We start from the raw sequence: 24,851 nt of genomic DNA, 5'->3' as shown, positions 1-24,851 counted from the left end.
TCACGATAGGAAGTGACAATACATGCGTGAAAATACGATAGGATCGTTAATCTGGTTACGTTTAATACGATTTACTAACCAAAGTAATCAGATGTCAAATGAGTTTTTGAAACGTTTTGATTTGACGACAGCTCAATTTGATGTACTTATGCAAATACGGATTTATCAGCCCCTTACACAAATGGAGTTAGCCGAAAAAGTTACTGTGACGCAAGGTGGTATTTCTAGAATGTTAACACGCCTTGAAAAAGAAGAGTATATAGTCCGTAAACAAGATTGGAAAACGAAAATGATTAGCCTTACTGAGAAGGGTGAAGCAGTATTAGAAAGAGCATTGCCAGAGCAACTTGCATTCCAATCATCCTTTTTTGATGATGTATTAGATGAGGAAGAACAGAAAATACTATACGCGTTAATGACAAAAGTTCATAAGCATAGTGAAAAAAAAGAATTACCACATGAGTAATTTTTTTTACACCATCAATTGACTAATCAAGTGATGGTTAGAGGAGGAAATATTATGTATACAATTCCAGGGCATCACCACATTTCTATGGTGACAAAAAATGCGAAAACAAATAATGATTTTTATCAAAAAGTATTAGGATTACGCCGAGTGAAAAAGACAGTCAATCAAGATAATCCATTTATGTATCATTTGTTTTATGGCGATTTAACAGGGAGTGCCGGAACTGAATTATCATTTTTTGAAATGCCGAATGTAGGAAGAACAATCCGTGGTACAAATGCAATAACACAAATAGGCTTACTCGTACCTTCAATAGAAAGTCTTACATTTTGGAAGAGACGTTTTGAGTCGCTCCAGGTGGCGCATGGGGAAATTACAACTTACGCCGGAAGAGACGCACTGCACTTTGAAGATCCAGATGGCCTACGGTTAGTACTGTTAAATAATAACGGTGAAGAGGTGCCTGAATATTGGACTGCATGGGAGGAATCTTCTGTAGAGCAGAATCATCGTATTTTAGGTATGGGGACAGTTGAAATGACAGTGCGCAGTTTAAATAAATTATCAAAAACATTAACAGGCTTGTTTAGTTATAAAGAAGTATCTCGTTCAGACGATGAGGGGATTTATCAATCTATAGCTGGTCAATCTTTTGGAGAAATTTTGGTGAAACAGCAAGAGGGAGAGAGTGAAAGACCTGGAAAAGGGAGTATTCATCATTTAGCTATTCGTGTAAAAAATGATGAAGAACTGAGTTATTGGAATGAAGCGGTGAAAGATAAAGGGTTCCAATCAACAGGCATTATCGATCGCTTTTATTTTAAAAGTTTATATTTCCGTGAGTCAAATGGCATTTTATTTGAGATTGCGACGGATGGACCAGGATTTACAGTAGATTCAGCAGTTGAAGAATTAGGAAAAGAGCTGGATTTACCACCATTTTTAGAAGAGAGAAGAAAAGAGATTGAAGAGAAATTAATACCGCTTTATTAAAAGGGAGAGAGCAACTGTGGAAAAATATCGTATTGATACAAGTAAAGGAATTGAATTTGGATTATATTCAATTGGAGATCATATTTTAAATCCGCATAATGGTTCGAAAATAAGTGCAGAAAAAAGAATTCATGAACTAATTGAAACAGCTAAGTTAGCAGATGAAGCTGGAATTGATGTGTTTGCTGTCGGTGAAAGTCATCAAGCGCATTTTACAACGCAAGCTCATACAGTTATTTTAGGAGCTATTGCACAAGCTACGAAAAATATTAAAATCGCGAGTTCTGCAACAGTATTAAGTACGTCAGATCCAGTTCGTGTATATGAGGACTTTGCCACAATCGATTTAATTTCTAATGGTCGTGCTGAAATCGTTGCTGGTCGTGGATCTCGTATTGGGGGATATAGTTTACTTGGTTACGATGTAAATTATTATGAAGAACTATTTGAAGAGAAGATGGATCTTTTATTAAAAATAAATAAAGAAGAAAGTGTAACATGGAAAGGGCAGTTTAGAACACCACTTGAACATGCGGCAATTATACCGAGAGCTAAAAATAACAATATGCCAATTTGGCGTGCTGTTGGAGGGCCACCTGCTAGTGCGATTAAGGCAGGACGCGCAGGTGTACCAATGATGCTTACGACACTTGGTGGCCCAGCTGTTAATTTTAAAGTTTCGGTTGATGCATATCGTGAAGCTGCTGAGCAAAGTGGTTTTGATCCAGCAACATTGCCAATTGCGACAACAAGTTTATTTTATGCAGCAGAAAATTCACAAGATGCACTTAGTGAATATTATCCTCATATTAATGCTGGTATGCTTGCACTACGTGGTGGTGGGTATCCGAAACAACAATTTACTAATGTAGTAGATCACCGTGATGCGTTAATGATTGGTAGCCCACAACAAATTATTGAAAAAATGCTTTATCAATATGAATTATTTGGGCAACAACGTTTTATGGCACAAATTGATTTTGGCGGTGTACCATTTGATAAGATTGAGAAAAACATTGAATTAATTGCTACTGAAATTATGCCAGCTGTAAGAAAATATACAAAAAAATAATGATAAAAGTACCGGGAATATAATCTATTCTCGGTACTTTTTTATATTTAGCTCGCTATTTGCGGGCCGCCCGACTGGCGTGGGCTAATATTCAGTTAGAAAAAATGACAAAAAAACGAATTTTATGTCTAGAGAAAGGGAAGTTTTTTTCTATTTGTGAATAACAATATTATTGATTTGAATTTTGGAAATACATTTTTCTCTTGACAAAAATCTAGCGTATTTTCGGATTTGATTCGAGGACATTTTTCAAGAGTAAAGTCAAGCGTATGAAGAGAAAAACGTAATAATAATTGATATAAGAGTATGTTATATGTTTGAAAAATACATTTTTTAAATGTGAGAAATCTAATTCAAAAAAATTACAAAAGACATATTTCAGACAAAATCCTGTCAATAATACGTCAAAAATCACCTGAATTTATTATGTAAGTATATTATACAATTCGATTAGCGAATAAAACACTACTGAAATAGTGAAAAGGTAAATCGTATGAAGAAAGTTCTTTTGTAATTATCTAAAAAACTGACAATCTATATTTTCAGAAAGTACATAAACGAATTTATCTTTTTGTATTTCCAAATGATTGAATTGTTCGTTATGAAGTGAATTCATACAATTCAATCGATATTACGATATAAAAAATTATGAAGGAAGTGACTTTAGCATGGAAACGCTCGAATTGGCACGAATACAATTTGCATCTACAACGATTTTTCATTACTTTTTCGTTCCGTTATCTATTGGTTTAGCTTTTATCATTGCGTTAATGCAAACGTTGTATGTGGTAAAGGGACAAGAAGTTTATAAGAAAATGACAAAGTTTTGGACACAAATATTCCTTGTTAACTTTGCAGTAGGTGTTGTAACAGGTATTTTACAAGAATTTCAGTTTGGTATGAACTGGTCAACATATTCACGTTTTGTTGGTGATGTTTTCGGACCGTCACTGGCAATTGAAGGTTTATTAGCATTTTTTATTGAGTCTACATTCCTAGGTTTATGGGTATTCGGTGAGGATAAACTCCCGAAGCGAGTTCACCTTTTATGTATTTGGCTCCTCTCAATAGGAACAATGTTATCAGCATTTTGGATTTTAACTGCAAGTGCATTTATGCAGTCCCCAGTAGGATATGAAATGGCTGCAGATGGACGTGCGCAGATGAATGATTTCTTGGCGATTATTCAAAATCCACAACTATGGGTGCAATTCCCGCATACAATTACAGCGGCACTTGCAACTGGTGCATTCTTTATTGCAGGTGTTAGTGCATGGAAAATTGCAAAACAACAAGGGACTGAGGTGTTTAAGAAGTCTTTCCGAGTTTCTATCGTTGTTGGAACAATTTCAACAGCATTGGTATTATTTTTCGGTCATGCACAAGCACAAAATTTAATTAAGACACATCCGATGAAAATGGCAGCAGCTGAAGCATTATGGAATACGAGTGAGGATCCAGCGCCATTTACAGTATTTGCAAAAATTGATACAGAGAAGAAAGAAAATTCGTTTGAAATTCAAATCCCTTATATGCTAAGTCTATTGTCATATGATAAATTTAGCGGTCAAGTTGAAGGGATGAATCAAATTCAAAAACAATATGAAGAAAAATATGGACCTGGAGATTATATTCCGCCAGTACATACTATGTTCTGGAGTTTTAGAGCGATGGTAATGAGTGGAACGTTCATGCTTCTTCTAGGAGTATACGGCTGGTTCTTATCAAGAAAAGATCGTTTAGTTGAAAAAACTTGGTATTTAAAATTAATGGTATATGCAATTGCACTTCCGTTTATCGGAAATACAGTAGGTTGGATTATGACTGAAATGGGACGTCAGCCTTGGGTTGTCTTCGGTGTTATGAAAACAGAAGATGCAGTATCTCCAAATGTTTCATTTGGAGAAGTATTATTCTCTCTTGTTTCATTCACATCACTATATGTAATTATTGGAGGCATTACTGTTTACTTATTCGTTCGTATCATTAAAGGACATGCGAATAAGAAAACGAAAAAGGATTATCAGAGCCATGATCCATTTGATAAGGAGGAAGAGTATGTTATCTCTTAATGAGTTGTGGTTTCTAATTATCTCAACCTTATTCGTTGGCTTCTTTGTACTTGAAGGTTTCGATTTTGGTGTAGGAATCGTTTCAAGGTTTTTAGGGGAAAATGATTTGGAAAAGCGTATATATTTAAATACAATTGGACCGTTTTGGCATGCAAATGAAGTATGGCTTGTTTGTGCTGGTGGCGCTATGTTTGCGGCATTTCCGCACTGGTATGCAACTTTATTTAGTGGGTTCTATATTCCGTTTGTGTTTATGCTTCTTGCTTTAATTATAAGAGGCGTTTCCTTTAAATTCCGTGCGAAAATAGAAAACCATAAGTGGAAAAATTTCTGGGATTGGGGCATGTTTATTGGAAGCTTGCTACCGCCTATACTTTGGGGAGTTGCAATCGCAAACTTTATGACAGGTGTACCAATTGATGAAAGTAAAAATATGGTAGGCGGATTCATGAAGTTACTTCACCCATTTGCGTTACTTGGGGGAGTTATGTTTCTTCTTCTATGTATTGTTCATGGTTTGCAATTCCTTACTATACGTACAACAGGAAAATTACGAGAACGCGCACGTATTGCCGCGACAAAGATTGCACCTTTTGCATTAATAACACTTCTTGTTTTTGCAGCTGTAGGATTATGGAAAACAGATATTTTCACCGCACATGGTTCAGAGTGGCTAATGGTTCCAGTTGGAGCTTTTGTAGCGCTATTTGTTTCTACTTTATTAAATAAAAGAAGAAGAGATGGTTGGGCTTTCTTTATGACGAGTTTAACAATCATTTTGCTAAGTGCAAGTGTGTTCATCGGTATGTTCCCGCGTGTCATGATTAGTTCATTAGGAGCGGTAAATGATTTGACAATTTATAATGCGGCATCAGGACCTTATGCATTAAAACTGATGAGTTATTTCTCTCTTGCTATTTTACCGTTTGTTATCGGTAGTCAAATATGGAGTTTCTATGTATTTAGACAACCTGTTAAGTCAGACAAAGATTTGGAGTACTAATGAAAAGAAAAAGAGGACTTCCGTCGTATCCTGGTAGCCGAGTTTTATATGTAACTTTAAGTCTTATTAGCATTTTAGAGGCGTGTAGTATCATTGCGCAGACAGTGTTTTTAGCACGAGCAATCACATTTTTATTTCATGGAGAAACAGTGCAAGCTGTGCTAAATGAAACTGTTTATTTTGGGATCACGTTTGCAGCACGCCAAATGTTGGTGCGAGCATCGCAAATATTGGTTGAGCGTTTCGCTGAAAAAACAGGATTGGCATTACGTAAACAGTTAATAGAAGCATATTTTACATTAGGGCCGAGATTTGTCCAAACGAATGGGACTGGCCATCTGGTTACTTTATCGATAGAAGGTATTGAGAAATTTAAAACTTATATTGAATTAACAATTCCTAAAATGATCAGAAGTAGTATCGTTCCGGGGCTAATTGTTCTATATGTTTTTACACTAGACATTAAGTCGGGAATCATTTTAGTTGTAACGATTCCAATTGTGATTATATTTATGATACTTCTAGGGTTAGCAGCGCAGAAAATGGCGGATAGCCAATATGAGACATATCGTGTACTTTCTAATCATTTTGTAGATACGTTAAAAGGATTAGAAACATTAAAGTATTTAGGGAAAAGTAAACAGCACGAAGGAAAGATTGAAAAAGTAAGTAAACGATATAGAAAAGCAACGATGCGTACTTTGCGAGTTGCTTTTCTTTCTTCTTTTGCATTAGATTTCTTTACGAGTTTATCAATTGCATTTGTAGCAGTCGGATTAGGGATACGGTTAATAGATGGAACGATAATACTGTTACCAGCTCTTACGATTTTAATTTTAGCTCCGGAATATTTTCTGCCAATAAAACAAGTTGGAGCGAATTATCATGCTACATTAGATGGACAACTTGCAATGGAGCAAATAGAAGAAATTCTACAGAAACAAAAAGAAATAGAAAAGAAAGATTCAAATGTAGATATAGTATGGAATTCTTCTAGTAGCTTGAAATTACAAGATGTAAAAGTAAATAATGATGAATCTGAAAAGGCTATATTAGAGGGAATTGATTTTACTTGGCAAGGTAACGGTGCTATAGGCATTATTGGTGAAAGTGGGGCAGGGAAATCAACGTTAATCGATGTGTTAGCAGGATTTCTCCCTCCTTCGGGTGGGAAGATGTTAGTAAATGGTGTGGAAGTTGATGAATCTACTCGAGAAGATTGGCAAAAAAATATTGCTTATATTCCGCAACAACCTTATATTTTTCCACTTTCGTTAAAAGATAATATTTGTTTCTATGAAACGAATACACTTGATGAAGAAGTTGAGAGAGTTATAAATGAAGTGGGCCTTCGTTCGCTCGTTGCATCATTACCACATGGGATGTACGAAAGGATTGGAGAAGGTGGACGTATGCTTAGTGGCGGACAAGAACAACGTGTCGCTATGGCACGTGCACTTTTAAGTAAAAAGCCAATCATTTTATTAGATGAACCTACAGCACATCTTGATATTGAAACTGAATTTGAAATAAAGCAATCGATGTTACGTCTGTTTGAAGGTAAGTTAGTGTTTCTTGCAACGCATCGTCTGCATTGGATGAAGCAAATGGATCATATTCTTATTTTAAATAAAGGGGAAATTAAAGAAAGTGGAACATATGAAGAACTTTTAAAGAATGAGACATTACATTTTCATAGGGAAGAGGGGGGAGAGCGATGAGTAACTGGATTAAACCTCATATACAGCAAAATAAAGGTAGAATGACGTTGACTATTTTCCTCGGGCTTCTTGGAGTTAGTTCAGGTGCGATGTTACTTTTCATTTCAGGTTATTTAATTTCTAAATCTGCTCTCAGACCAGAAAATGTAATGGCTGTATATGTTCCTATAGTTGCAACGCGTGCGTTTAGTATAGGGCAAGCTGTCTTTCATTATTTAGAGCGTTTAGTAGGGCATGACGTCGTTCTACGAATTTTAGAAAAAATGAGGACAAAACTATATAGAATTGTAGAACCACAGGCGTTATTTTTGCGCTCAAGATTTCAAACTGGTGATGTACTAGGTGTATTGTCTGATGATATAGAACATTTACAGAATCTATATTTACGTACAATATTCCCTAGTATATTAGCGTTAGTTGTATATAGCATTTTCGTACTTGTTATCGGTGCATTTGACTTAGTATTTGCACTTATCGCAGCTTGTATGTTAGCTGTTATTGTTTTTCTTCTTCCATTCGTATCACTACTTTTGATGAAACGACATCATGTTGCTCTGAAGCGAGGAAGAAATCGTTTGTATCAACAATTAACAGATGCTGTATTTGGGTTATCTGATTGGCAGGCGAGTGGTAGAAAAGATGAATTTATTAATGCGTATGTAGAGCAAAATGGCCAGTTGTTAAAGATAGAAAAGAGAGTGAAACGCTGGTACCACATTCGAGACAGTATCATTCATTTAATAGTGGGTATTGTAGTTATTTCAATGATTATGTGGACTGGAAATCAATCAGCAAGTGAACAAATTGCTCCTACAGTTATTGCAGCATTCGTATTAATGACATTATCTGTGACGAATGTGCTTATTCCTGTATCAGATGCTATTGATCGAATTCCATCTTATATAGAATCTGTTCATCGGCTTAATGGCGTAGAAAGTGATAGCGCTTTGGATGATGGTAAGGAGTTACCTGGAGATAAAGAATACGTTATACCAAAACATGTAGATATTGAACTGAGTAATGTGTCGTATAATTACCCGAATAGTAATGAATCTGTATTAAAAGACGTATCATTGCAAATAAAGGCAGGAAAGAAAATTGCTATTTTAGGTAGAAGTGGAACAGGAAAATCTACTTTACTAAAATTGTTAACTGGGGCACTACGTCCGGTGAATGGCCAAGTTATATTGAATGGTGAACAAGCTCATACGGATTTTTTGTCAAAATATATTTCTATATTAAATCAAAAACCACATTTATTCGATACGACAATTGGAAATAATGTGCGGATTGGTAAACCAGAGGCTAATGATGAAGAGATATGGAAAGCTTTAGAAAAAGCGCAGCTAGCACCGCACATTGCTTCTCTTCCTGATGGATTACAAACAAAAATGCATGAAATGGGAAAGAGGTTTTCTGGCGGAGAAAGGCAAAGGGTAGCATTTGCAAGAACTCTTATGCAAGAAGCACCAATCATTGTACTTGATGAACCGACTATCGGTTTAGACCCTAAAACAGAATTAGCCTTAATAGAAACAATGTTTTCTGCAACAGAAGAAAAGACTGTTATTTGGATTACACATCATCTTGTAGGAATTGAACATGTAGATGAAGTGATTTTCCTTGATAGTGGTCAAATCGCTATGAAAGGTAGTCACGAACAGCTACTGAAAGAAAATGAGAAATATCGTAGGTTATACGAGCTTGATAAAGGTATATAAGAATGAAATGCAAAAAACACAAATTCTTGATAGTTCAAGGTTTGTGTTTTTTGTATTTGTGGTGAAATCATATAAGCCGTATAAGCTAGTTGAGCATGAAATGGTTATATATTGTTAGAAAGGGTGTTTAAAACCTATCCTTTCAAGGCAATACTTGAGCCATAGTGAATGGATTGTTGGAAGGCGTGATTATATGTTTGAAGAGGATGGCATTGTTTTAATTCTGGAGCCTGCTGATGAACGGAATATGAGGAAATTTATTTTTACAGTTCCGAAATCAGTTTATGAAAAAAAAGAGATTTCATTACATTACGGAACACCTTTAGGCCAAGGATATACGGACATTATAGAAGATATTATTAGTGTACATATAGACATAGATATTGTAACGGTAATAGGGCGTGTGAGAGGATAAAGAGAAACTTTAATTAGTGGGAGTAATACTTACCTGGAAAACAGACGTACTTAAAATAAGTATGTCTGTTTTTATATTTAAATGAAGATAGTTTCGAGGTACATGTTGAACAGGATAATAATGATTTTTCTAGAATGTATAAGAGGAAGATTAAAAAATAAGATATGATGTGATAAAGTGTATAAGAAGAAAACAAAGTGTTTATAAATGAATAAAAGTATGACAATTATTTAGGAGGTCAAAATGAAGTTTACAAAAACAATGTTACTTTCAATTGTAGTTTCAATTGGTTTGATGGGATGTTCGCTAGTGGAGGAAGGGAAGAACTCCATAGATTACGCTCAAAAAGCGACAGACTATGTAAATGAAATAAGTGCATTTGCAAATGAAGCGCCAGCATTAGCTGAAAAGGCTGTTAATGATGGAGAAGCTCGAAAAGAACTAGAAACGAAACTTACTGAAATTAAACAAGATATACCAGCTTTTAATGAATTAACACCACCGGATGTAGCGAAGGATCTTCACCAGCAAATCGTCGGATATAATGAAAAGTTAAATACATTAATTGATACCTCTATGCAAAAAATAGAGGAAGGAAAAATGAATGTAGAGCAGTTTAAAAACTCTGAGCTTATGCAGACGATAGAACAAGTTCAGGATTTAAAAGATAAAGTTCAAAATTTAGGACAATAACAAAAAGATCCGTTTATGATAAACGGATCTTTTTATTATTGTATACAATAGATGATTACACCAATGACAATAATAATGTTGCCAATGATTTTTCGTTTCGTTATTTTCTCCCCTAGGAAGTACCAACTGAAAATTAAAATGATGATATAACTTAATGATTCTAATGCAGATGCTTGCTTTAATGCCAAGCCTTTTAAGGCAATCACATTTAATCCGGCATTAATTACAAATAAAAAGTAGCCGATGATAACATAAGGATTCGTATATTCTTTTATTCTAGAATCGTATTGTTGTAAAGTAGCCTTTTTTAATAATATTTGTGAGTAATTGGCTAAAATTATCCCGAAAATAAATAATAACATATAACTATTCATCTTTTGTCACCACCACAATTCCGACGATAATAATAGCTGCGCCAAGTATGTGATTCCACTGTATCGTATCTCCAAATAGGAATACTGACCAAAGCATTGACCATAGTATTATAATCCCACGGTGTGAATATGCTCTAGAAATTTCAAAATTCTTAATGACTTGTTGCCATAGAATTGCATATCCGAATAAAAGTACAACAAGCCCAAAGTAAGCAATAAAAAATGAAATTGATGCAATAGGGAATTGAGCTGCCCATTTCATGTAAACCATAATGATAGAATATATCAAGAAGGCCACATGTAAAAATACATAGTTTTTAATAGTTGGTTTCATATATTCACTCTCTTTTACTTTATATACACGTATGTAAACTCGATGTATATAATCAATAGCTTCTTATTATATATAAAAGGCATATTGAAATGATTTTTGTTTATTTCTTCACATTCCAAAATATATAGTAACATGTCTTCTAATGTAAAACAATAGAAGGCAATACGTAGCTTTAGAGCTGAAAATAATAGAGGTAGTAGAGTTAGATTTTCCACTGTTCTATAATTTGTATCGTTTTATTTGTTGCATTCATCTCTACTTGAATACCTATTGGCAAAGTAATCATTGGATGAGTATGACAACAATCAAAATCGGCTAGAAAAGGAAGTTTTTGATTTTGTAATACTTCTAATAATATTTCGTAAGGTTTTCTATTTGTACCACAATCATCAAATTGCTCATGTTTTCCAAGGATGATACCTGAAACTTTATCAAAAACGCCGTTAATTTTAAGTAATGAAAAACTTCTTTCGATAGTAGCTGCATCTTTTGAGCTATCTTCAATAAAGAGAATGTCACCTTCTTGAATATGTGGCATATAGGGACTACCCCAAATACCTTGTATAGTGTTTAAATTCCCACCAATAATACGTCCAGTAGCTTTTCCACCAATTACTGAAATCCAATTGTTCGGTAGAAGATCTTTTTCTTTTGTTTTTTCTTCCCAATTAATAAATTCATCTGACCAAAATAACGGCTGGTTTATGTTGTAAGGAAGGTGTTGATCAGTTAATAAAGTATCCGCAAAATATTTGTACGTGCAATCTACGAAAGGCTCAAATTCACCAAAAGAAGGAACAAGTGCTGGACCATAAAATGTAGGAATTCCTGTTTTTGCATAAATTCCTAGTAATAATGCTGTTGTGTCTGAATAGCCAATCATTAATTTAGGATTCTTTTGAAAAGTCTCATAATCAATATAAGGTAGTAATGAATTTGAATTCAGTCCCCCAATTGTCGACATGATACAAGAGACGTTAGGGTTTCTAATCAAGTCATTTAATTCATCAGCACGTTCTTTAATGCTCCCGGAGCGATAATAATCATATTGACCTGTTAGTGAACCTTCTAATATATGAAAACCTTTCTGTTCTAAATATAATTTTGCTCGCTCAAATCTCTTTGGAGAAGTATAGGTTACTGGTGAAGAGGGAGAGTAGATGCCAATTGTATCGCCATATTTTAATGCTTTTGGAAGTATCATTTGTATAAATCCTTTCTATTATATAGTGTTTTTGCGGTTTGATATTATTGAATATTCTTATATTTTATTGTTTTTAGTGTAACACATATGAAAAAGAGAACGAGGTTGAAATTATAATTGCTGTAGATGAATAAATATACTTTTTACCTTGACGATATAAAGTAATTGTTGTTATGGTTAAACATGAGTGTATAAAAGGTTTGCTAAAGGAGTTTTAGAATGAAGCGGTTAAAATGGGGAAGATTAACAATCCTATTAGTAGTAATTCTGGGTATATGTTGGTTCTTTTTCCAAGGGGTTCAAAAGAGTGAAACAAAAGTAGATACTCAGCCTTTACAAGTGGCAGAGCTACCTAAAACAGGGCTATCTGAAAAAGTAGTTCCACCAAAATATATACCACCAGAAATTGATGCAAAAGCAGCTATTATTATCGATGCGAGTAATGGAGAAGTTATTTATCAAAATAATGAAAATGAAGCTGTTGCCCCTGCTAGTATGTCAAAAATGATGACAGCATATCTCGTTTTAGAGAGTATACATAATGGGAAAGTCCACTGGGAAGATCCAGTGAAAATAAGTGCAAAGTCGGCACAAACAGAGGGTGCAAAAATCCCGATGCAAGCAAATGATACATTAACTGTTAAGGACTTATATCATGCGTTAATGATTGAATCGGCTAATAATTCGGCTGTCGCTTTAGCGGAACATGTAGCTAAGACAGAAAAAAACTTTGTTCAACTTATGAATGAAAAAGCAAAGCAGTTAGAAATGTCAGATAAAGCTAAATTCGCGAATGCTTCCGGATTGCAGGAGCCCGACGGAAGTGAAACAAAAATGACAGCAGCTGACGTATCGAAATTAGCGTATCATCTTATAAAAGATTACCCAGAGATATTAGAAGTGACTCACTTACGTCAAAGTCAGTTAGCATTTAATAATATTAATGTTACAAACACAAATGATATGTTAAACAAAAATAATAAAGCTTTATATATAGAAGGAATAGACGGTTTAAAAACAGGGTTTACAGATAGCGCAGGGTATTGTTTTACAGGTACTGCAAAGCAAGGCGATAATCGTGTTATTACAGTTGTTATGGGGACAAAAAGTAAAACAAAACGTTTTACAGAAACAAATAAATTAATGTCCTATGCATTTCAATTGCTTAATTAGGTGAAGAAAGAAGTAATTTAGATTGTTATAAAAATAAGACAGACAGTTTATTGAACCTTGATTTTGGTGACAATAAACTGTTTTTTTATTTTTTGACGTATAGGAAGTGAAAACTCAAGTGATATCATTTGAGTTTGTTTTTGTTTGTTGATATTATTAAGTTAAGAACTTATTAATAATAAGTTCGAGAGGCATTATATGCTTCGTACATATGATACTGCCTCAAATGAAAATTGGAGGGAATTTTAATGGCAAAAGATTTTTACTCAGCAATTGAAGACAGAAGATCTATTTACGCGATTAGTAAAGAGCAAGTAGTTTCTGATGAAAGAATTCAAGAAGTGATTTATCATGCTGTGAAACATACACCTTCGGCTTTTAATTCTCAAAGTGCAAGAGTTGTTGTATTACTAGGTGAACAACACGACAAATTATGGGATGTTACGAAAGAAACGTTACGAAAAATTGTACCTGAAAATAATTTTGCACCTACGGAAGAGAAAATGAATGCATTTAAAAGTGGCTATGGGACAGTTTTGTATTTTGAAGATAGTAAAGTAGTAGAAAGTTTGCAAGAGAACTTTGCACTATACAAAGATAATTTTCCTACATGGTCTCAGCAATCTTCTGGAATGTTGCAATTTTCGATTTGGACAGCATTAGAGATTGAAGGTTTTGGTGCTACATTGCAGCATTATAATCCGTTGATTGATGAAGAAGTAAGGAAAGAATGGGATGTACCTGGAAACTGGAAGTTAACTGCGCAAATGCCATTTGGTAAACCAGTAGTTTCTGCAGGAGATAAAGAATATCAGCCATTAGAAACTCGTGTGAAAATTTACAAATAAAATAAAGTGAAACTTTAATCAGTGGGGGTTTTATCCATCCCCCACTGATTATTAGCCTTCACCAATCGGGCTTTTACGGGCAGTTTCTCCCACCTAACTTCCTCGCATTCGCCGAATTTTGAGGTGGGAGTTTTACTGCCCGTTAATGCGGGGTGAAAAATAAAAGGTGAACAGAGATATAATCTGTTCACCTTTTTATACATGGTATGAGTTTTTATGCTGAATTGTTTTCATTTGCTCTTTTAGTTCGTTTTTCTTTGTTTCAATGATTGTTACCTGTTTAAATGTTGTAAACGATAATAAGTGAGTAAGAGCAGAGTAAAGTTCGATATTATTATTTATGTGATCGTCTATTATTTTTTCCACAAATGCAACTCCTCTTTTTATGTGATTATACATATTCTATCAATAAAACCCTAATAATTCCATGTTTAGTAGGGAAACAAAATAGTCAATTGTGTTTTTGGGATGAGAGTGCTCTCGAGGGGGGGCGTGAAATCTTACAAATCATCACGGTGTTTAAAATCATACATAGTATAGAGAATTCATTTTCTTAAAATATTATACTATTGATTAATAAAGTGTTTTTTGTCATGATAAGAGTGTGCCTCATGAAAAAGAACTTTCTAGAAAAATATAGTGTGTTTATGTATTAGATTAATGGAATTTTCATATTAGATAGAAAGTGTAAAATCTATATTGAAATAACGTATGAAATTTTAAATTTTGATGTAATACATAAGGAATTTGAAAAAATCGTTGCAAAAACACACTGTTTAATGATAAAGTTCACATGAAGTTCACACTAAATTCACTTCAATCGTTTAAAATAAACGATGTGTGAAAAATAAAACTCTTGCTAAAAAATGGAACTGGATGAATATTTTACTTTGATAATATTGTAAAGTACTAAGTTTATAGTTTTCTCAAGAGGATAGTAGGGAAAGGAAGTAAAGACAACTTATGAAAAAAGTAATCGCAGGTTTAGCAGCAGCATCTGTAGTAGGTGTAGCAGTTCCTGGAATGGATTCTGCTCATGCACAAGTTTCAAATGATGCGCTAAAAGAAATTAATGGACAAACTCAAACTCAAACTCAAACGACTGTAACTGAAACAAAAACGGTAGAAACAACTTCTGAATTAAAATACACAGTAACAGCTGATGTATTAAATGTACGTTCAGGTGCTGGTACAGGACATAACGTTATTTCTAAAGTGAAATCAGGTCAAGTACTTCAAGTAATTGGACAAGAAAACGGTTGGTTCAAAGTTAGTGTAAATGGTCAAACAGGTTATGTAAGTGGGGACTTCGTAACAACTGGTGGCAATAAAGGAACTACTACTACTGTTCAGCAAGGAACAGGTACTTACACAGTAAACGTTTCTTCATTAAACGTACGTACAGGCCCAAGTGCATCTCATACTGTTTTAGGTTCTGTAAATAAAGGAAAAACAGTTCAAGTTGTAGGTGAAGTTCAAGATTGGTTTAAAATTAACTTCAATGGTGGAACTGGATACGTAAGCAAAGACTTCGTAACAAAAGGTGGTTCAGCTGTATCTAACGAAACTCAGCAACCAACTACAAACAACAACAACAATACTACTACAGTTCAAACTGGTGGATCATATGTTGTTAACACAGGTGCTTTAAAAGTACGTACAGGTCCAGCTACATATAACCCTGTAATTGGTGGGGTAACAAACGGTACAGTATTAAACGTTACTGGCGCTGAAAATGGTTGGTATAAAATTAACCATAATGGCCGCACTGGTTACGTAAGTGCAGACTTTGTTAAGTTTGTAAAAGGCGGAGTGAACAATGTAGTTACTGGTGGTAACCAAGGTACGAACCAAGGTACGAACCAAGGTACGAACCAAGGTACGAACCAAGTACAAAAACCAACAGCACCAACAGGTGGAGATACATCTTCAATCGCTGGATTCGCTAGATCTTTAAATGGTTCACCATACAGAACTGCTGGTACAACACCTGCTGGTTTTGACTGCAGTGGATTCATTCACTACGTATTAAATCAAACTGGTCATAAAGGCGCTCGTCAAACAGTTGCTGGATACTGGAGCTCTAAAACAAAGACTAACAGTCCACAACCAGGTGATTTAGTATACTTCCAAAATACTTATAAATCAGGTCCTTCTCACATGGGCGTTTACTTAGGTAATGGACAGTTCATCAGTGCAGAAACTGACGCAACTGGCGTACGCATTAGCTCTGTAAGCAACTCTTACTGGAGTAAGCACCTATTAGGTTACACAAAAGCATACTAAGAAAAAGTATTTTATATACTATTCGTATAGAGAAAAGGCTTTCCAGGGAAACTTGGGAAGCCTTTTTCATAGTTGGATAAACTAACAGTATAGTAGTATTTATCCTGCTATTTGCGGGATAATAATCAGCGGGGGATGGACAAATCCCCGCTGATTAAAGTTTCACTTTATGTCAATTTTCCATGCAAAAACTTAGCATATAAATCATGAAAATAGTTTGGACGGAATAAGTTTGCTGCATGACCTGCTAATGGAATTTCTTTATATAAAACGTTCGGAAGAATGGACTTCAAATCAAAGAGACAAGATTTATAGAGATGATCATGTTCTCCCATCACCCATAATATAGGATGGGGAAGTGCTTTTAATTTAGATTTCAAGTCGAATTCTAAGCGGTGTCGTAATGACTCAGCAATAATGGACGAGTGTAATTGTAATCCGAAACGGTAATAAATATTTCGTGAAATAACAGCGAACGGATTTGCCCTTAGTATTCCACTTGGAAAAATAGTACTAGCATACTGAGAAAGCCAAGATGAATATTCATCACCACGTTTTTCCCAAAATTTCTGAAAAACATTATATAAACGGGAAGGGTTATTATAATGTCCACCAATATGACAAATGCTCAATACTTTTTCTGGATGCATTTGTGCAAATGTCGTAGAGATATAACAGCCATAGCTTAGAGCACAAATATGAGCCTTTTTAATTCCCTCTTTCTCATACAAGTTCAATAATTGATCTACGAGGCGCTGTATTGAAAAGTCGATAGCTTCTCCTTTATCGTCGCCGTGACCTAATAAATCATAAGTTATAATGTTGTAGGAGGCAGAAAATCGTTTATGCTCTTTTTTGAAGGCGCGGCGATTTCCAACTAATCCATGAATAAAAATGATTGTTTCCTTTTCGGAATGTTTATTTGTTTGCAAAAAGGATACTCCTTTCAATGCTGGAGATTTATATAGTGTTTTAAATTAGCTAATTGATAAAATTAGTTATATATTTTCTATGCGTAGTCTTTTACATAGAATAATAATAAGTACCAGGTAATAATATCAGATATTTATACTTGTTGTAAAGATGAGTTTATATGTATATTTTGTAAAATTAGAAAAAAGTGTGTTTACATTCAGTTTACATTTATAGCGTATTCTAGTTTTAGAAAGAATAGTTTTGTTTATAACGAGGAGATGAACGACAATGGAAGTTAGGAATACAGAAAAGAAAAAAGGGAATTGGAGGCAGTTTTTACGTCTCATTAAAGATACAAATCCACCGAAAGGCATTCTTATTTTTGCATTACTAATGAGCTTACTTTCTACTGGAGCGAGTTTGTTTATTCCAATGCTGACAAAAGGTTTAGTTGATAATTTTTCACTTTCCTCAATTAGTACGGGACAAATTGTTGGATTAATTGCATTCTTTATTATTCAAACAATTGCTGCGGGATTGTCTATTTATTTACTGAATTATATTGGACAAAAAATTGTGGCTGGACTTAGGGAACGATTGTGGAAAAAGGTACTTATTTTACCAGTGTCTTATTATGATCAAAACAGAACGGGAGATACAATTAGTCGTATGACAAATGATACAGGTGTTGTTAAAACATTAATTTCTGAGCATTTGTCAAACTTATTAACAGGCGGTATCTCAATTGTTGGGTCATTAATTGTATTATTTGTTTTAGACTGGAAAATGACAATTTTACTTTTAACGGTTATTCCATTATCGGTACTAATTTTAGTTCCACTTGGACGGAAAATGTATAAGATTTCAAAAGCACTTCAAGATGAAACGGCTTCTTTTACTAGTGTATTAACACAAGTACTATCAGAAATTCGTTTAGTAAAATCTTCAAATACGGAAAAAAAAGAATATGAAACAGGTAATACAGGTATCCAAAAATTATTGCAATTTGGTTTGAAAGAAGGAAAAGTGCAAGCATTAATTTCACCTGTTATGTCGTTTGTTTTAATGGCATTGCTTGTTATTATCGTAGGGTATGGTGGAATGCGAGTTTCTAGTGGTGCATTAACAACAGGTGAACTTGTAGCATTTATTTTGTATTTGGTTCAAATTATTATGCCAATGAGTCAGTTATCAATGTTCTTTACTCAGTTCCAAAAAGCAATTGGTGCAACCGAAAGAATTAATACGATTTTAGAATATGAAGTAGAAGATCATGAGACAGGTATGAATGTTACAAATGCGAAGCAGTCGATCGTTATTGAAAATGTACATTTTGAGTATAACGAAGAAGAGAAAGTGTTGAAAAATATCGACTTCACGATTGAATCTGGAAAAGTAACAGCGATTGTAGGACCAAGTGGTAGTGGAAAAACAACTTTATTCTCGCTGTTAGAACGTTTTTATGAGCCAACTAGTGGTTTCATAAAATTAGGGAAAGAACCAATTACAGCATATTCATTACAATCATGGCGACGTCAAATTGGTTACGTTTCACAAGATAGTCCGTTAATTGATGGAACGATTCGTGATAATATTTGCTACGGTGTTGAGGGTGAAGTGACGGATGAAGAAATTGAAAAAGTAGCAGCGATGGCGTATGTTGATGCGTTTATTCATGATTTACCAAGTGGATACGCAACAGAAGTTGGAGAGCGTGGTGTGAAGCTTTCTGGAGGGCAAAGACAACGAATTGCGATTGCTCGAGCGTTACTACGAAACCCGCAAATCCTTATGTTAGATGAAGCGACGTCAAGTCTTGATAGTAAATCGGAATCGGTTGTTCAGAAGGCGTTAAATAACTTAATGAAAGGTAGAACAACTTTAGTTATTGCGCATAGACTTTCTACTGTTGTAGATGCAGATAAAATTATCTTTATTGAAAAAGGGAATCTTACAGGAAGTGGCTCACATGATGAGTTATTACGGACACATGACATGTACCGTGAATTTGCAATGCAACAATTGAAAATTAAAGAAGGAGCATTATAGAATGAAAACAATCAGTGAAGGGGCACTTCACTGATTGTTGATTTTAGAGTGCTAAAAAGTATGTTAAGCAGAAAGGATATGATTCCTTGATACCCAAAATTTTAATTGTAGATGATGATCCGCACATTAGAGAACTTGTTTCTGTATTTTTGGAACGAGAAGGTTTTCAAACATATGAGGCCGTTGATGGATTAGATGCTCTTCGAAAAATAGAAGAAGTGAAAGTCGATATGTCGATTATTGATATTATGATGCCAAATATGGATGGGTTTGATTTATGTTATGAATTAAGGGAATATTATGATATCCCAATTCTTATGCTGACTGCTAAAGGAGAAACATCTCAAAAGATAAAAGGGTTTCACCTCGGAACAGATGATTATCTTGTGAAACCATTTGATCCTTTAGAATTAGTTGTGAGAGTGAAGGCATTATTGAAACGTTACCAAATTACAGTATCGCAATCTATTCAAGTTGGGAATGTACTGTTAAATCGTAAAACATTTGAAGTTAACGCCGGAGAACAAACGGTCACATTGCCGCTAAAAGAATTTGAGTTACTCTTTACATTAGGATCTAAGGCGGGAAGAACTTGTTCAAGAGAGCAATTAATTGAAGACGTATGGGGATATGATTTTGAAGGGAATGAACGCACGCTAGACGTTCATATTAATCGGTTGCGTGAAAAGTTTCAAGAAGAGCAATCGAAGTTTAGTATAAAGACGATAAGGGGTTTAGGGTATCGCTTAGAGGTAAGTAAATGAGACAAAGAAAACGAATGAGTAAGATGAAGATGTTAAAAATAATGGGGGCGATAATAACGCTCTTTACTTTTCTTACTATAATTTGGTCTATAGCCTTTTTTGTATCGTCTAGTGTAATGAAAGCTTTGGAAATAAACGTATCGCCTTTTGTTACGTTTCTAATTAGTGATATGGTCGGCTTTGTATTCATTGTTCTTATTTGGGTATTGATCGGAATATTAATGAGACCGAAGCGAGAAGCGATGATTTGGACGATCATTGAACCGATACAAAAAATTGCAAAAGGAGATTTCTCCGTAAAAATACGAAATGAAGAAAAGTATGATGGAGAGATTGGAGTACTCGTAAAAAGTATAAATGATATGACAGATGAACTGAATGCGATGGAGAAACTGCGCCAGGAATTTGTATCGAATGTTTCTCATGAAATACAGTCACCATTAACTTCTATAAAAGGATTTGCTAGAGCGCTACAAGATGATAATCTACCCGTTGAAAAAAGAAAGCATTATCTTACCATTATTGAAACTGAAACAACGAGATTATCTAAACTGAGTCAAAATTTATTAAAGTTAACACTTTTAGAATCAGAAGAGTATGTACCAGAAAGAGTGACTTATCGATTAGATCAGCAGTTAAAGCAAGTTGTATTAAATAGTGAACCGCTTTGGGCTGAAAAAGAAATTGAGTTAGACCTTGATTTAGAAAAAGTGCAAATGGCTGCTGACCAAGAAAGTATGAGTCAAGTATGGATAAATTTAATTCATAACAGTATTAAATTTACTCCAAGTGGTGGTACGATTACAATTCAGTTAAAAGAACATGCGGAGTTCCTGGAAGTAAGTATTCATGATACGGGAATTGGTATATCAGAAGAACAGAAGCAACATGTTTTTGAGCGTTTTTATATAGCGGATTCTTCACGAAACCGTGCTTATGGAGGCAGTGGCCTAGGTTTAGCGATTGTAAAAAAAGTACTCGATCTTCATCAAGGAGAAATAAAAGTCGAAAGCGTGGAAGGGAATGGTACAAAATTTATTGTACGTATTCCAAATCATGAAGAAAAATAGTGTTAGGAGGAGAACCTTCTAACACTATTTTTTTTAAAAATGCATTTACCATTACCATAGTTACCTATAAGTAACCTACGCACATGAAAGTGCATCATTGCCTTTTTGCATAAATGTAGATACACTTTTAATATAATAAACAACTGAGATGATTAAGGAGTGTTACACTTGGCAGAATTATTACAAGGAAAAAATGCTTTAATTACAGGAGCAGGTAGAGGGATTGGTCGCGCTGTAGCGATCGCATTAGCGAAAGAAGGCGTAAATGTTGGTCTTTTAGCTCGTTCAGAAGAAAACTTAAAAGCAGTTGCGAAAGAAGTAGAAGCAGAAGGCGTAAAAGCTGTTATTGCGACTGCTGACGTATCTTCATATGAAGAGGTGACTACTGCAATTGAAACGTTAAAAAATGGTTTAGGATCTATCGATATTTTAATTAATAACGCTGGCATTTCTAAGTTTGGTAAGTTTTTAGAACTAGAAGTTGCTGATTGGGAAAAAATCATTCAAGTAAACTTAATGGGTGTATACTACGCAACTCGCGCCGCTTTACCAAGCATGATTGAACAGCAATCTGGTGATATTATTAATATTTCATCTACAGCAGGACAAAAAGGTGCACCTGTAACAAGTGCATATAGTGCTTCTAAATTTGGTGTTCTTGGTTTAACAGAATCGTTAGCAATGGAAGTTCGTAAACATAACATTCGTGTAACAGCTTTAACTCCAAGTACAGTAGCAACTGACATGGCTGTAGACTTAGGATTAACTGATGGAAACCCTGATAAAGTAATGCAAGCGGAAGATATTGCAGAGTTTATCGTAGCGCAGCTGAAATTAAATAAACGTACATTTATTAAATCAGCAGGACTTTGGTCTACTAATCCGTAAGGGATAAATTTATAAACAAAGAAGGGACATCTATTCTGTAATGGAATGGGTGTCCCTTTTTTATTTTTTTGTATGTAAAGCAGAATTGTCGGTATAATGAGAAGTGAATGGTAGAAAAGCATGAAAAACTTGAAGGGGATGGTATTTCCATGAGTACGATTGAGAAATGGACGGCTGTTGATCAATATATGAGTGATGTATTAATACCGAAAGATTCTATATTAGAAGAAGTTCTTCAAGCAAATGCTTCAGCTAATTTGCCGGCACATGATGTATCGCCAACTCAAGGGAAGTTTTTACAACTATTAGTACAAATCCAAGGAGCTCGTAACATTTTAGAAATTGGCACTCTAGGCGGATATAGTACAATATGGCTTGCAAGAGCATTGCCATCTGGAGGGCGAATTGTTACATTAGAAGCAAGTGAAAAGCATGCTGAAATTGCACGGAGCAATATTGAGCGTGCCAATTTGAATAATAGAATTGAAATACGATTAGGATTAGCGTTAGATTCTTTAAAACAAATAGAAAATGAGAAGTATGAACCATTTGATTTTATTTTCATAGATGCGGATAAACAAAATAACCCTGCTTATTTTGAATGGGCACTGAAACTATCACGCCCTGGTACTGTAATTATTGGGGATAACGTAGTACGTGAAGGTGAAGTTATTGACAATACTAGTAGCGATCCTCGTGTACAAGGGATACGCCATTTCTATGAGCTAATAGCTGCTGAGCCGCGTGTAAGTGCTACTGCGCTTCAAACTGTAGGAAGTAAAGGGTACGATGGGTTTGTAATGGCAGTCGTAACAGAGTAATGTAAGGAGGAAAAAGGGATGAAAAAGAAGTTTCAAAAATTATAACGTGTATCTTGTACAACGAATTTAGCTCGTGGACCTCCAATTTACATAGCTTTATATTATATATTAAAAAATTGGAGGCTATAAGAAGATGAGAACTGAAAAAGAAATGTTAGACTTAATTATAAATACAGCAAAAGAGGATGAAAGAATTCGAGCTGTCATCATGAATGGGTCACGTGTGAATCCAAATGTGAAAAAAGATTGTTTTCAAGACTATGATATTATTTATGTTGTAAAAGATATACAATCTTTTACGTGTAATCATAGTTGGATTAATAGATTTGGAGAAATAATGATTGTGCAAATGCCGGAAGAAATGTCGTTACTTCCAGCTGATAAAGACGGGAAATTTCCGTATTTAATGCAGTTCATGGATGGGAATCGAATTGATTTAATGCTAGTTCCAGTTGATTTAATAAATAAATTTATTGGACAGGATAGTTTAAGTAAATTACTACTGGATAAAGACAATTGTATTGGAGAATTTCCGCCAGCAAGTGATAAAGATTACGTTATAAAAAATCCTACAGAAAAAGAGTTTTTCGATTGCTGTAATGAATTTTGGTGGTGCAGCACAAATGTAGGGAAAGGGTTATGGAGAGAGGAACTTTCTTATGCGAAAGGAATGCTTGAAGGCCCAATGCGAGATATGTTAATCGTAATGATAGAATGGCATATTGGCATGAAAACAAATTTTACAGTGAATACCGGAAAGTTTGGTAAGCATTTCGAGCAATATGTTGAAACAGATGCGTGGGAGCAATTTAGAAAGACATTTTCAAATGCAGAATATGAAAATATTTGGCAGTCATTCTTTGTAATGGGAGATCTATTTAGAGAAGTTGCGAACGAAATTGCTAACGCTTATGGATATCAATACCCGCAAGGTGATGATGACAGGGTGACAAGTTATTTAAAACACGTGAAAGTTTTGCCGAAAGATAGTACATCGATTTATTAATATTATAAAGTAGTAAGACTGTTCTAATTATGGACAGTCTTATTTTTGTATATTGATAAGAATTTCTCTAACAAAGTGCAGATAAATCACATATGAAATTTTAGGGAGGTTTTTATCATGTATTATTTTTATGCGTCAGAAATGTTTGTTCCATTTCAGTTGGGGACAGAACGTAATATTTCGTATGCTTATATGCCATATCATTCATTTTATTATGGAGACTATATAAACGCATTGCCATACGCATTACATGGTCCTCAAAATTATGAAGTCCAAATGAAAGAAGAGGATCGTGGGTCATGGACACCGTTTTCATGGGTCGAAAAATATGCATATGCATTTTCAGGTCCATATAATAAAGCGGAAGTCGCTCTTACATTTGATGATGGACCAGATTTAGTATTTACGCCAAAAATTTTAGATAAGTTAAAACAACATAATGTGAAAGCTACTTTTTTCTTGCTTGGTGAAAATGCAGAAAAGTTTCCGAATGTAGTAAAGCGTATTGCGAATGAAGGGCATGTAATTGGTAATCATACGTATAATCATCCAAATTTAGCGAAAGTAAATGAGGCTGAGTACCATAATCAAATTATAAAAACGGAAGAAATATTAAATCGTTTAGCTGGTTATGCACCGAAATTTATTCGTCCACCATATGGTGAAATACTTGAAAATCAATTGAAGTGGGCAACAGAGCAAAATTTTATGATTGTACAGTGGAGTGTTGATACAGTTGATTGGAAAGGGGTAAGTGCTGATACGATTACAAATAATGTGCTAGGGAATTCATTTCCAGGTAGTGTCATACTTCAACATTCGACTCCAGGTGGACATTTGCAAGGGTCTGTAGATGCGCTAGACAAAATCATTCCGCAGTTAAAAACGAAAGGAGCACGTTTTGTAACACTTCCAAGCATGTTCCAGACATCGAAAGAAAGAAAATAAACAAATATGCCA

At 34.6% G+C, this 24,851-nt stretch carries 24 protein-coding genes; 19 read left to right on the top strand and 5 right to left on the bottom strand.

Going from position 1 to position 24,851, the window contains the following annotated elements; translation table 11 throughout:
* Positions 1–22 precede the first annotated feature (22 nt).
* From ACE38F_RS18540 to ACE38F_RS18500, 9 genes are all read left to right on the top strand, one after another.
* Positions 23–466, top strand: a complete 444-nt coding sequence (locus ACE38F_RS18540) for a MarR family winged helix-turn-helix transcriptional regulator (RefSeq protein ID WP_002148721.1) — start codon at positions 23–25, stop codon at positions 464–466.
* Between the two features lie 54 nt (positions 467–520).
* A complete protein-coding gene (locus tag ACE38F_RS18535; protein ID WP_375370637.1) occupies positions 521–1,462 on the top strand; it encodes a ring-cleaving dioxygenase in 942 nt (313 codons plus the stop codon).
* A gap of 16 nt (positions 1,463–1,478) precedes the next feature.
* Positions 1,479–2,534, top strand: a complete 1,056-nt coding sequence (locus tag ACE38F_RS18530; RefSeq protein WP_375370638.1) for an LLM class flavin-dependent oxidoreductase — start codon at positions 1,479–1,481, stop codon at positions 2,532–2,534.
* A 668-nt stretch (positions 2,535–3,202) separates the two neighbouring features.
* On the top strand, positions 3,203–4,606 hold the full coding sequence (gene cydA, locus ACE38F_RS18525) for a cytochrome ubiquinol oxidase subunit I (RefSeq protein WP_375370639.1): 1,404 nt from the start codon (positions 3,203–3,205) through the stop codon (positions 4,604–4,606).
* Positions 4,593–5,609 (top strand): cytochrome d ubiquinol oxidase subunit II, encoded by a 1,017-nt coding sequence (gene cydB / locus ACE38F_RS18520; RefSeq protein WP_375370640.1) that lies wholly within the window; start codon positions 4,593–4,595, stop codon positions 5,607–5,609. The genes cydA and cydB overlap by 14 nt, the downstream gene beginning before the upstream one ends.
* On the top strand, positions 5,609–7,330 hold the full coding sequence (cydD, locus tag ACE38F_RS18515) for a thiol reductant ABC exporter subunit CydD (RefSeq protein WP_375370641.1): 1,722 nt from the start codon (positions 5,609–5,611) through the stop codon (positions 7,328–7,330). Before cydB ends, cydD begins: the two co-directional genes overlap by 1 nt.
* Positions 7,327–9,051, top strand: a complete 1,725-nt coding sequence (gene cydC / locus ACE38F_RS18510; protein ID WP_375370642.1) for a thiol reductant ABC exporter subunit CydC — start codon at positions 7,327–7,329, stop codon at positions 9,049–9,051. Before cydD ends, cydC begins: the two co-directional genes overlap by 4 nt.
* Positions 9,052–9,244: 193 nt before the next feature.
* A complete protein-coding gene (locus ACE38F_RS18505; protein ID WP_215556038.1) occupies positions 9,245–9,466 on the top strand; it encodes a hypothetical protein in 222 nt (73 codons plus the stop codon).
* A 243-nt stretch (positions 9,467–9,709) separates the two neighbouring features.
* On the top strand, positions 9,710–10,159 hold the full coding sequence (locus tag ACE38F_RS18500; RefSeq protein ID WP_070141860.1) for a DUF6376 family protein: 450 nt from the start codon (positions 9,710–9,712) through the stop codon (positions 10,157–10,159).
* Positions 10,160–10,194: 35 nt separating this feature from the next.
* On the opposite strand, the gene ACE38F_RS18495 is transcribed toward ACE38F_RS18500, so the two are convergent.
* The 3 genes from ACE38F_RS18495 to ACE38F_RS18485 form a co-directional block, all read right to left on the bottom strand.
* Positions 10,195–10,533, bottom strand: a complete 339-nt coding sequence (locus ACE38F_RS18495; protein WP_375370643.1) for an EamA family transporter — start codon at positions 10,531–10,533, stop codon at positions 10,195–10,197.
* Entirely contained in the window at positions 10,526–10,867 is a 342-nt protein-coding gene (locus ACE38F_RS18490; RefSeq protein WP_070141862.1) for an EamA family transporter, read from the bottom strand. The genes ACE38F_RS18495 and ACE38F_RS18490 overlap by 8 nt, the downstream gene beginning before the upstream one ends.
* Before the next feature lie 202 nt (positions 10,868–11,069).
* On the bottom strand, positions 11,070–12,071 hold the full coding sequence (locus tag ACE38F_RS18485) for a S66 family peptidase (protein WP_375370644.1): 1,002 nt from the start codon (positions 12,069–12,071) through the stop codon (positions 11,070–11,072).
* Positions 12,072–12,290: 219 nt separating this feature from the next.
* On the opposite strand from ACE38F_RS18485, the gene ACE38F_RS18480 reads away from it, so the two are divergent.
* Positions 12,291–13,244, top strand: a complete 954-nt coding sequence (locus ACE38F_RS18480; protein WP_375370645.1) for a D-alanyl-D-alanine carboxypeptidase family protein — start codon at positions 12,291–12,293, stop codon at positions 13,242–13,244.
* Between the two features lie 248 nt (positions 13,245–13,492).
* Positions 13,493–14,092 (top strand): nitroreductase family protein, encoded by a 600-nt coding sequence (locus tag ACE38F_RS18475; protein WP_375370646.1) that lies wholly within the window; start codon positions 13,493–13,495, stop codon positions 14,090–14,092.
* Between the two features lie 195 nt (positions 14,093–14,287).
* Here ACE38F_RS18475 and ACE38F_RS18470 read toward each other — a convergent pair whose 3' ends face one another.
* Positions 14,288–14,458, bottom strand: coding sequence for a hypothetical protein (locus ACE38F_RS18470; protein ID WP_002158267.1), 171 nt, complete (start codon positions 14,456–14,458; stop codon positions 14,288–14,290).
* Positions 14,459–15,055: 597 nt separating this feature from the next.
* On the opposite strand from ACE38F_RS18470, the gene entFM reads away from it, so the two are divergent.
* A complete protein-coding gene (gene entFM, locus ACE38F_RS18465) occupies positions 15,056–16,378 on the top strand; it encodes an enterotoxin EntFM (protein ID WP_375370647.1) in 1,323 nt (440 codons plus the stop codon).
* 167 nt (positions 16,379–16,545) lie between these two features.
* On the opposite strand, the gene ACE38F_RS18460 is transcribed toward entFM, so the two are convergent.
* A complete protein-coding gene (locus ACE38F_RS18460; protein WP_002086164.1) occupies positions 16,546–17,310 on the bottom strand; it encodes an alpha/beta fold hydrolase in 765 nt (254 codons plus the stop codon).
* A gap of 271 nt (positions 17,311–17,581) precedes the next feature.
* On the opposite strand from ACE38F_RS18460, the gene ACE38F_RS18455 reads away from it, so the two are divergent.
* The 7 genes from ACE38F_RS18455 (at position 17,582) to ACE38F_RS18425 (ending at position 24,839) form a co-directional block, all read left to right on the top strand.
* Positions 17,582–19,342, top strand: coding sequence for an ABC transporter ATP-binding protein (locus ACE38F_RS18455; protein WP_375370648.1), 1,761 nt, complete (start codon positions 17,582–17,584; stop codon positions 19,340–19,342).
* 86 nt (positions 19,343–19,428) lie between these two features.
* Complete coding sequence (gene hitR, locus ACE38F_RS18450) at positions 19,429–20,106, top strand: envelope stress response regulator transcription factor HitR (protein WP_375370649.1); 678 nt, start codon at positions 19,429–19,431, stop codon at positions 20,104–20,106.
* On the top strand, positions 20,103–21,176 hold the full coding sequence (gene hitS, locus ACE38F_RS18445; protein WP_375370650.1) for an envelope stress sensor histidine kinase HitS: 1,074 nt from the start codon (positions 20,103–20,105) through the stop codon (positions 21,174–21,176). The genes hitR and hitS overlap by 4 nt, the downstream gene beginning before the upstream one ends.
* Before the next feature lie 168 nt (positions 21,177–21,344).
* The gene (locus tag ACE38F_RS18440) at positions 21,345–22,064 is read left to right on the top strand and encodes a 3-ketoacyl-ACP reductase (RefSeq protein WP_002012353.1); all 720 of its coding nucleotides are present in this window, start codon (positions 21,345–21,347) and stop codon (positions 22,062–22,064) included.
* 149 nt (positions 22,065–22,213) lie between these two features.
* Entirely contained in the window at positions 22,214–22,885 is a 672-nt protein-coding gene (locus ACE38F_RS18435; protein ID WP_375370651.1) for an O-methyltransferase, read from the top strand.
* A gap of 133 nt (positions 22,886–23,018) precedes the next feature.
* Positions 23,019–23,891, top strand: coding sequence for an aminoglycoside 6-adenylyltransferase (locus ACE38F_RS18430; RefSeq protein WP_375370652.1), 873 nt, complete (start codon positions 23,019–23,021; stop codon positions 23,889–23,891).
* A 117-nt stretch (positions 23,892–24,008) separates the two neighbouring features.
* Entirely contained in the window at positions 24,009–24,839 is an 831-nt protein-coding gene (locus ACE38F_RS18425; protein ID WP_375370653.1) for a peptidoglycan-N-acetylglucosamine deacetylase, read from the top strand.
* The last annotated feature ends 12 nt before the right edge of the window (positions 24,840–24,851 follow it).

This window comes from Bacillus altaicus, assembly GCF_042136375.2.
Lineage (GTDB): Bacteria > Bacillota > Bacilli > Bacillales > Bacillaceae_G > Bacillus_A > Bacillus_A cereus_U.
This window is presented reverse-complemented; position numbering and strand designations above follow the sequence as displayed.

What these genes read in the sequence shown, in the direction of transcription:
- ACE38F_RS18540 (WP_002148721.1), top strand. Translation starts at nt 23, where the DNA reads ATGCGTGAAAATACGATAGGATCGTTAATCTGGTTACGTTTAATACGA.
- ACE38F_RS18535 (WP_375370637.1), top strand. Translation starts at nt 521, where the DNA reads ATGTATACAATTCCAGGGCATCACCACATTTCTATGGTGACAAAAAAT.
- cydA (WP_375370639.1), top strand. Translation starts at nt 3,203, where the DNA reads ATGGAAACGCTCGAATTGGCACGAATACAATTTGCATCTACAACGATT.
- cydB (WP_375370640.1), top strand. Translation starts at nt 4,593, where the DNA reads ATGTTATCTCTTAATGAGTTGTGGTTTCTAATTATCTCAACCTTATTC.
- cydD (WP_375370641.1), top strand. Translation starts at nt 5,609, where the DNA reads ATGAAAAGAAAAAGAGGACTTCCGTCGTATCCTGGTAGCCGAGTTTTA.
- cydC (WP_375370642.1), top strand. Translation starts at nt 7,327, where the DNA reads ATGAGTAACTGGATTAAACCTCATATACAGCAAAATAAAGGTAGAATG.
- ACE38F_RS18505 (WP_215556038.1), top strand. Translation starts at nt 9,245, where the DNA reads ATGTTTGAAGAGGATGGCATTGTTTTAATTCTGGAGCCTGCTGATGAA.
- ACE38F_RS18500 (WP_070141860.1), top strand. Translation starts at nt 9,710, where the DNA reads ATGAAGTTTACAAAAACAATGTTACTTTCAATTGTAGTTTCAATTGGT.
- ACE38F_RS18495 (WP_375370643.1), bottom strand. Translation starts at nt 10,533, where the DNA reads ATGAATAGTTATATGTTATTATTTATTTTCGGGATAATTTTAGCCAAT.
- ACE38F_RS18490 (WP_070141862.1), bottom strand. Translation starts at nt 10,867, where the DNA reads ATGAAACCAACTATTAAAAACTATGTATTTTTACATGTGGCCTTCTTG.
- ACE38F_RS18485 (WP_375370644.1), bottom strand. Translation starts at nt 12,071, where the DNA reads ATGATACTTCCAAAAGCATTAAAATATGGCGATACAATTGGCATCTAC.
- ACE38F_RS18480 (WP_375370645.1), top strand. Translation starts at nt 12,291, where the DNA reads ATGAAGCGGTTAAAATGGGGAAGATTAACAATCCTATTAGTAGTAATT.
- ACE38F_RS18475 (WP_375370646.1), top strand. Translation starts at nt 13,493, where the DNA reads ATGGCAAAAGATTTTTACTCAGCAATTGAAGACAGAAGATCTATTTAC.
- entFM (WP_375370647.1), top strand. Translation starts at nt 15,056, where the DNA reads ATGAAAAAAGTAATCGCAGGTTTAGCAGCAGCATCTGTAGTAGGTGTA.
- ACE38F_RS18455 (WP_375370648.1), top strand. Translation starts at nt 17,582, where the DNA reads ATGGAAGTTAGGAATACAGAAAAGAAAAAAGGGAATTGGAGGCAGTTT.
- hitS (WP_375370650.1), top strand. Translation starts at nt 20,103, where the DNA reads ATGAGACAAAGAAAACGAATGAGTAAGATGAAGATGTTAAAAATAATG.
- ACE38F_RS18435 (WP_375370651.1), top strand. Translation starts at nt 22,214, where the DNA reads ATGAGTACGATTGAGAAATGGACGGCTGTTGATCAATATATGAGTGAT.
- ACE38F_RS18430 (WP_375370652.1), top strand. Translation starts at nt 23,019, where the DNA reads ATGAGAACTGAAAAAGAAATGTTAGACTTAATTATAAATACAGCAAAA.
- ACE38F_RS18425 (WP_375370653.1), top strand. Translation starts at nt 24,009, where the DNA reads ATGTATTATTTTTATGCGTCAGAAATGTTTGTTCCATTTCAGTTGGGG.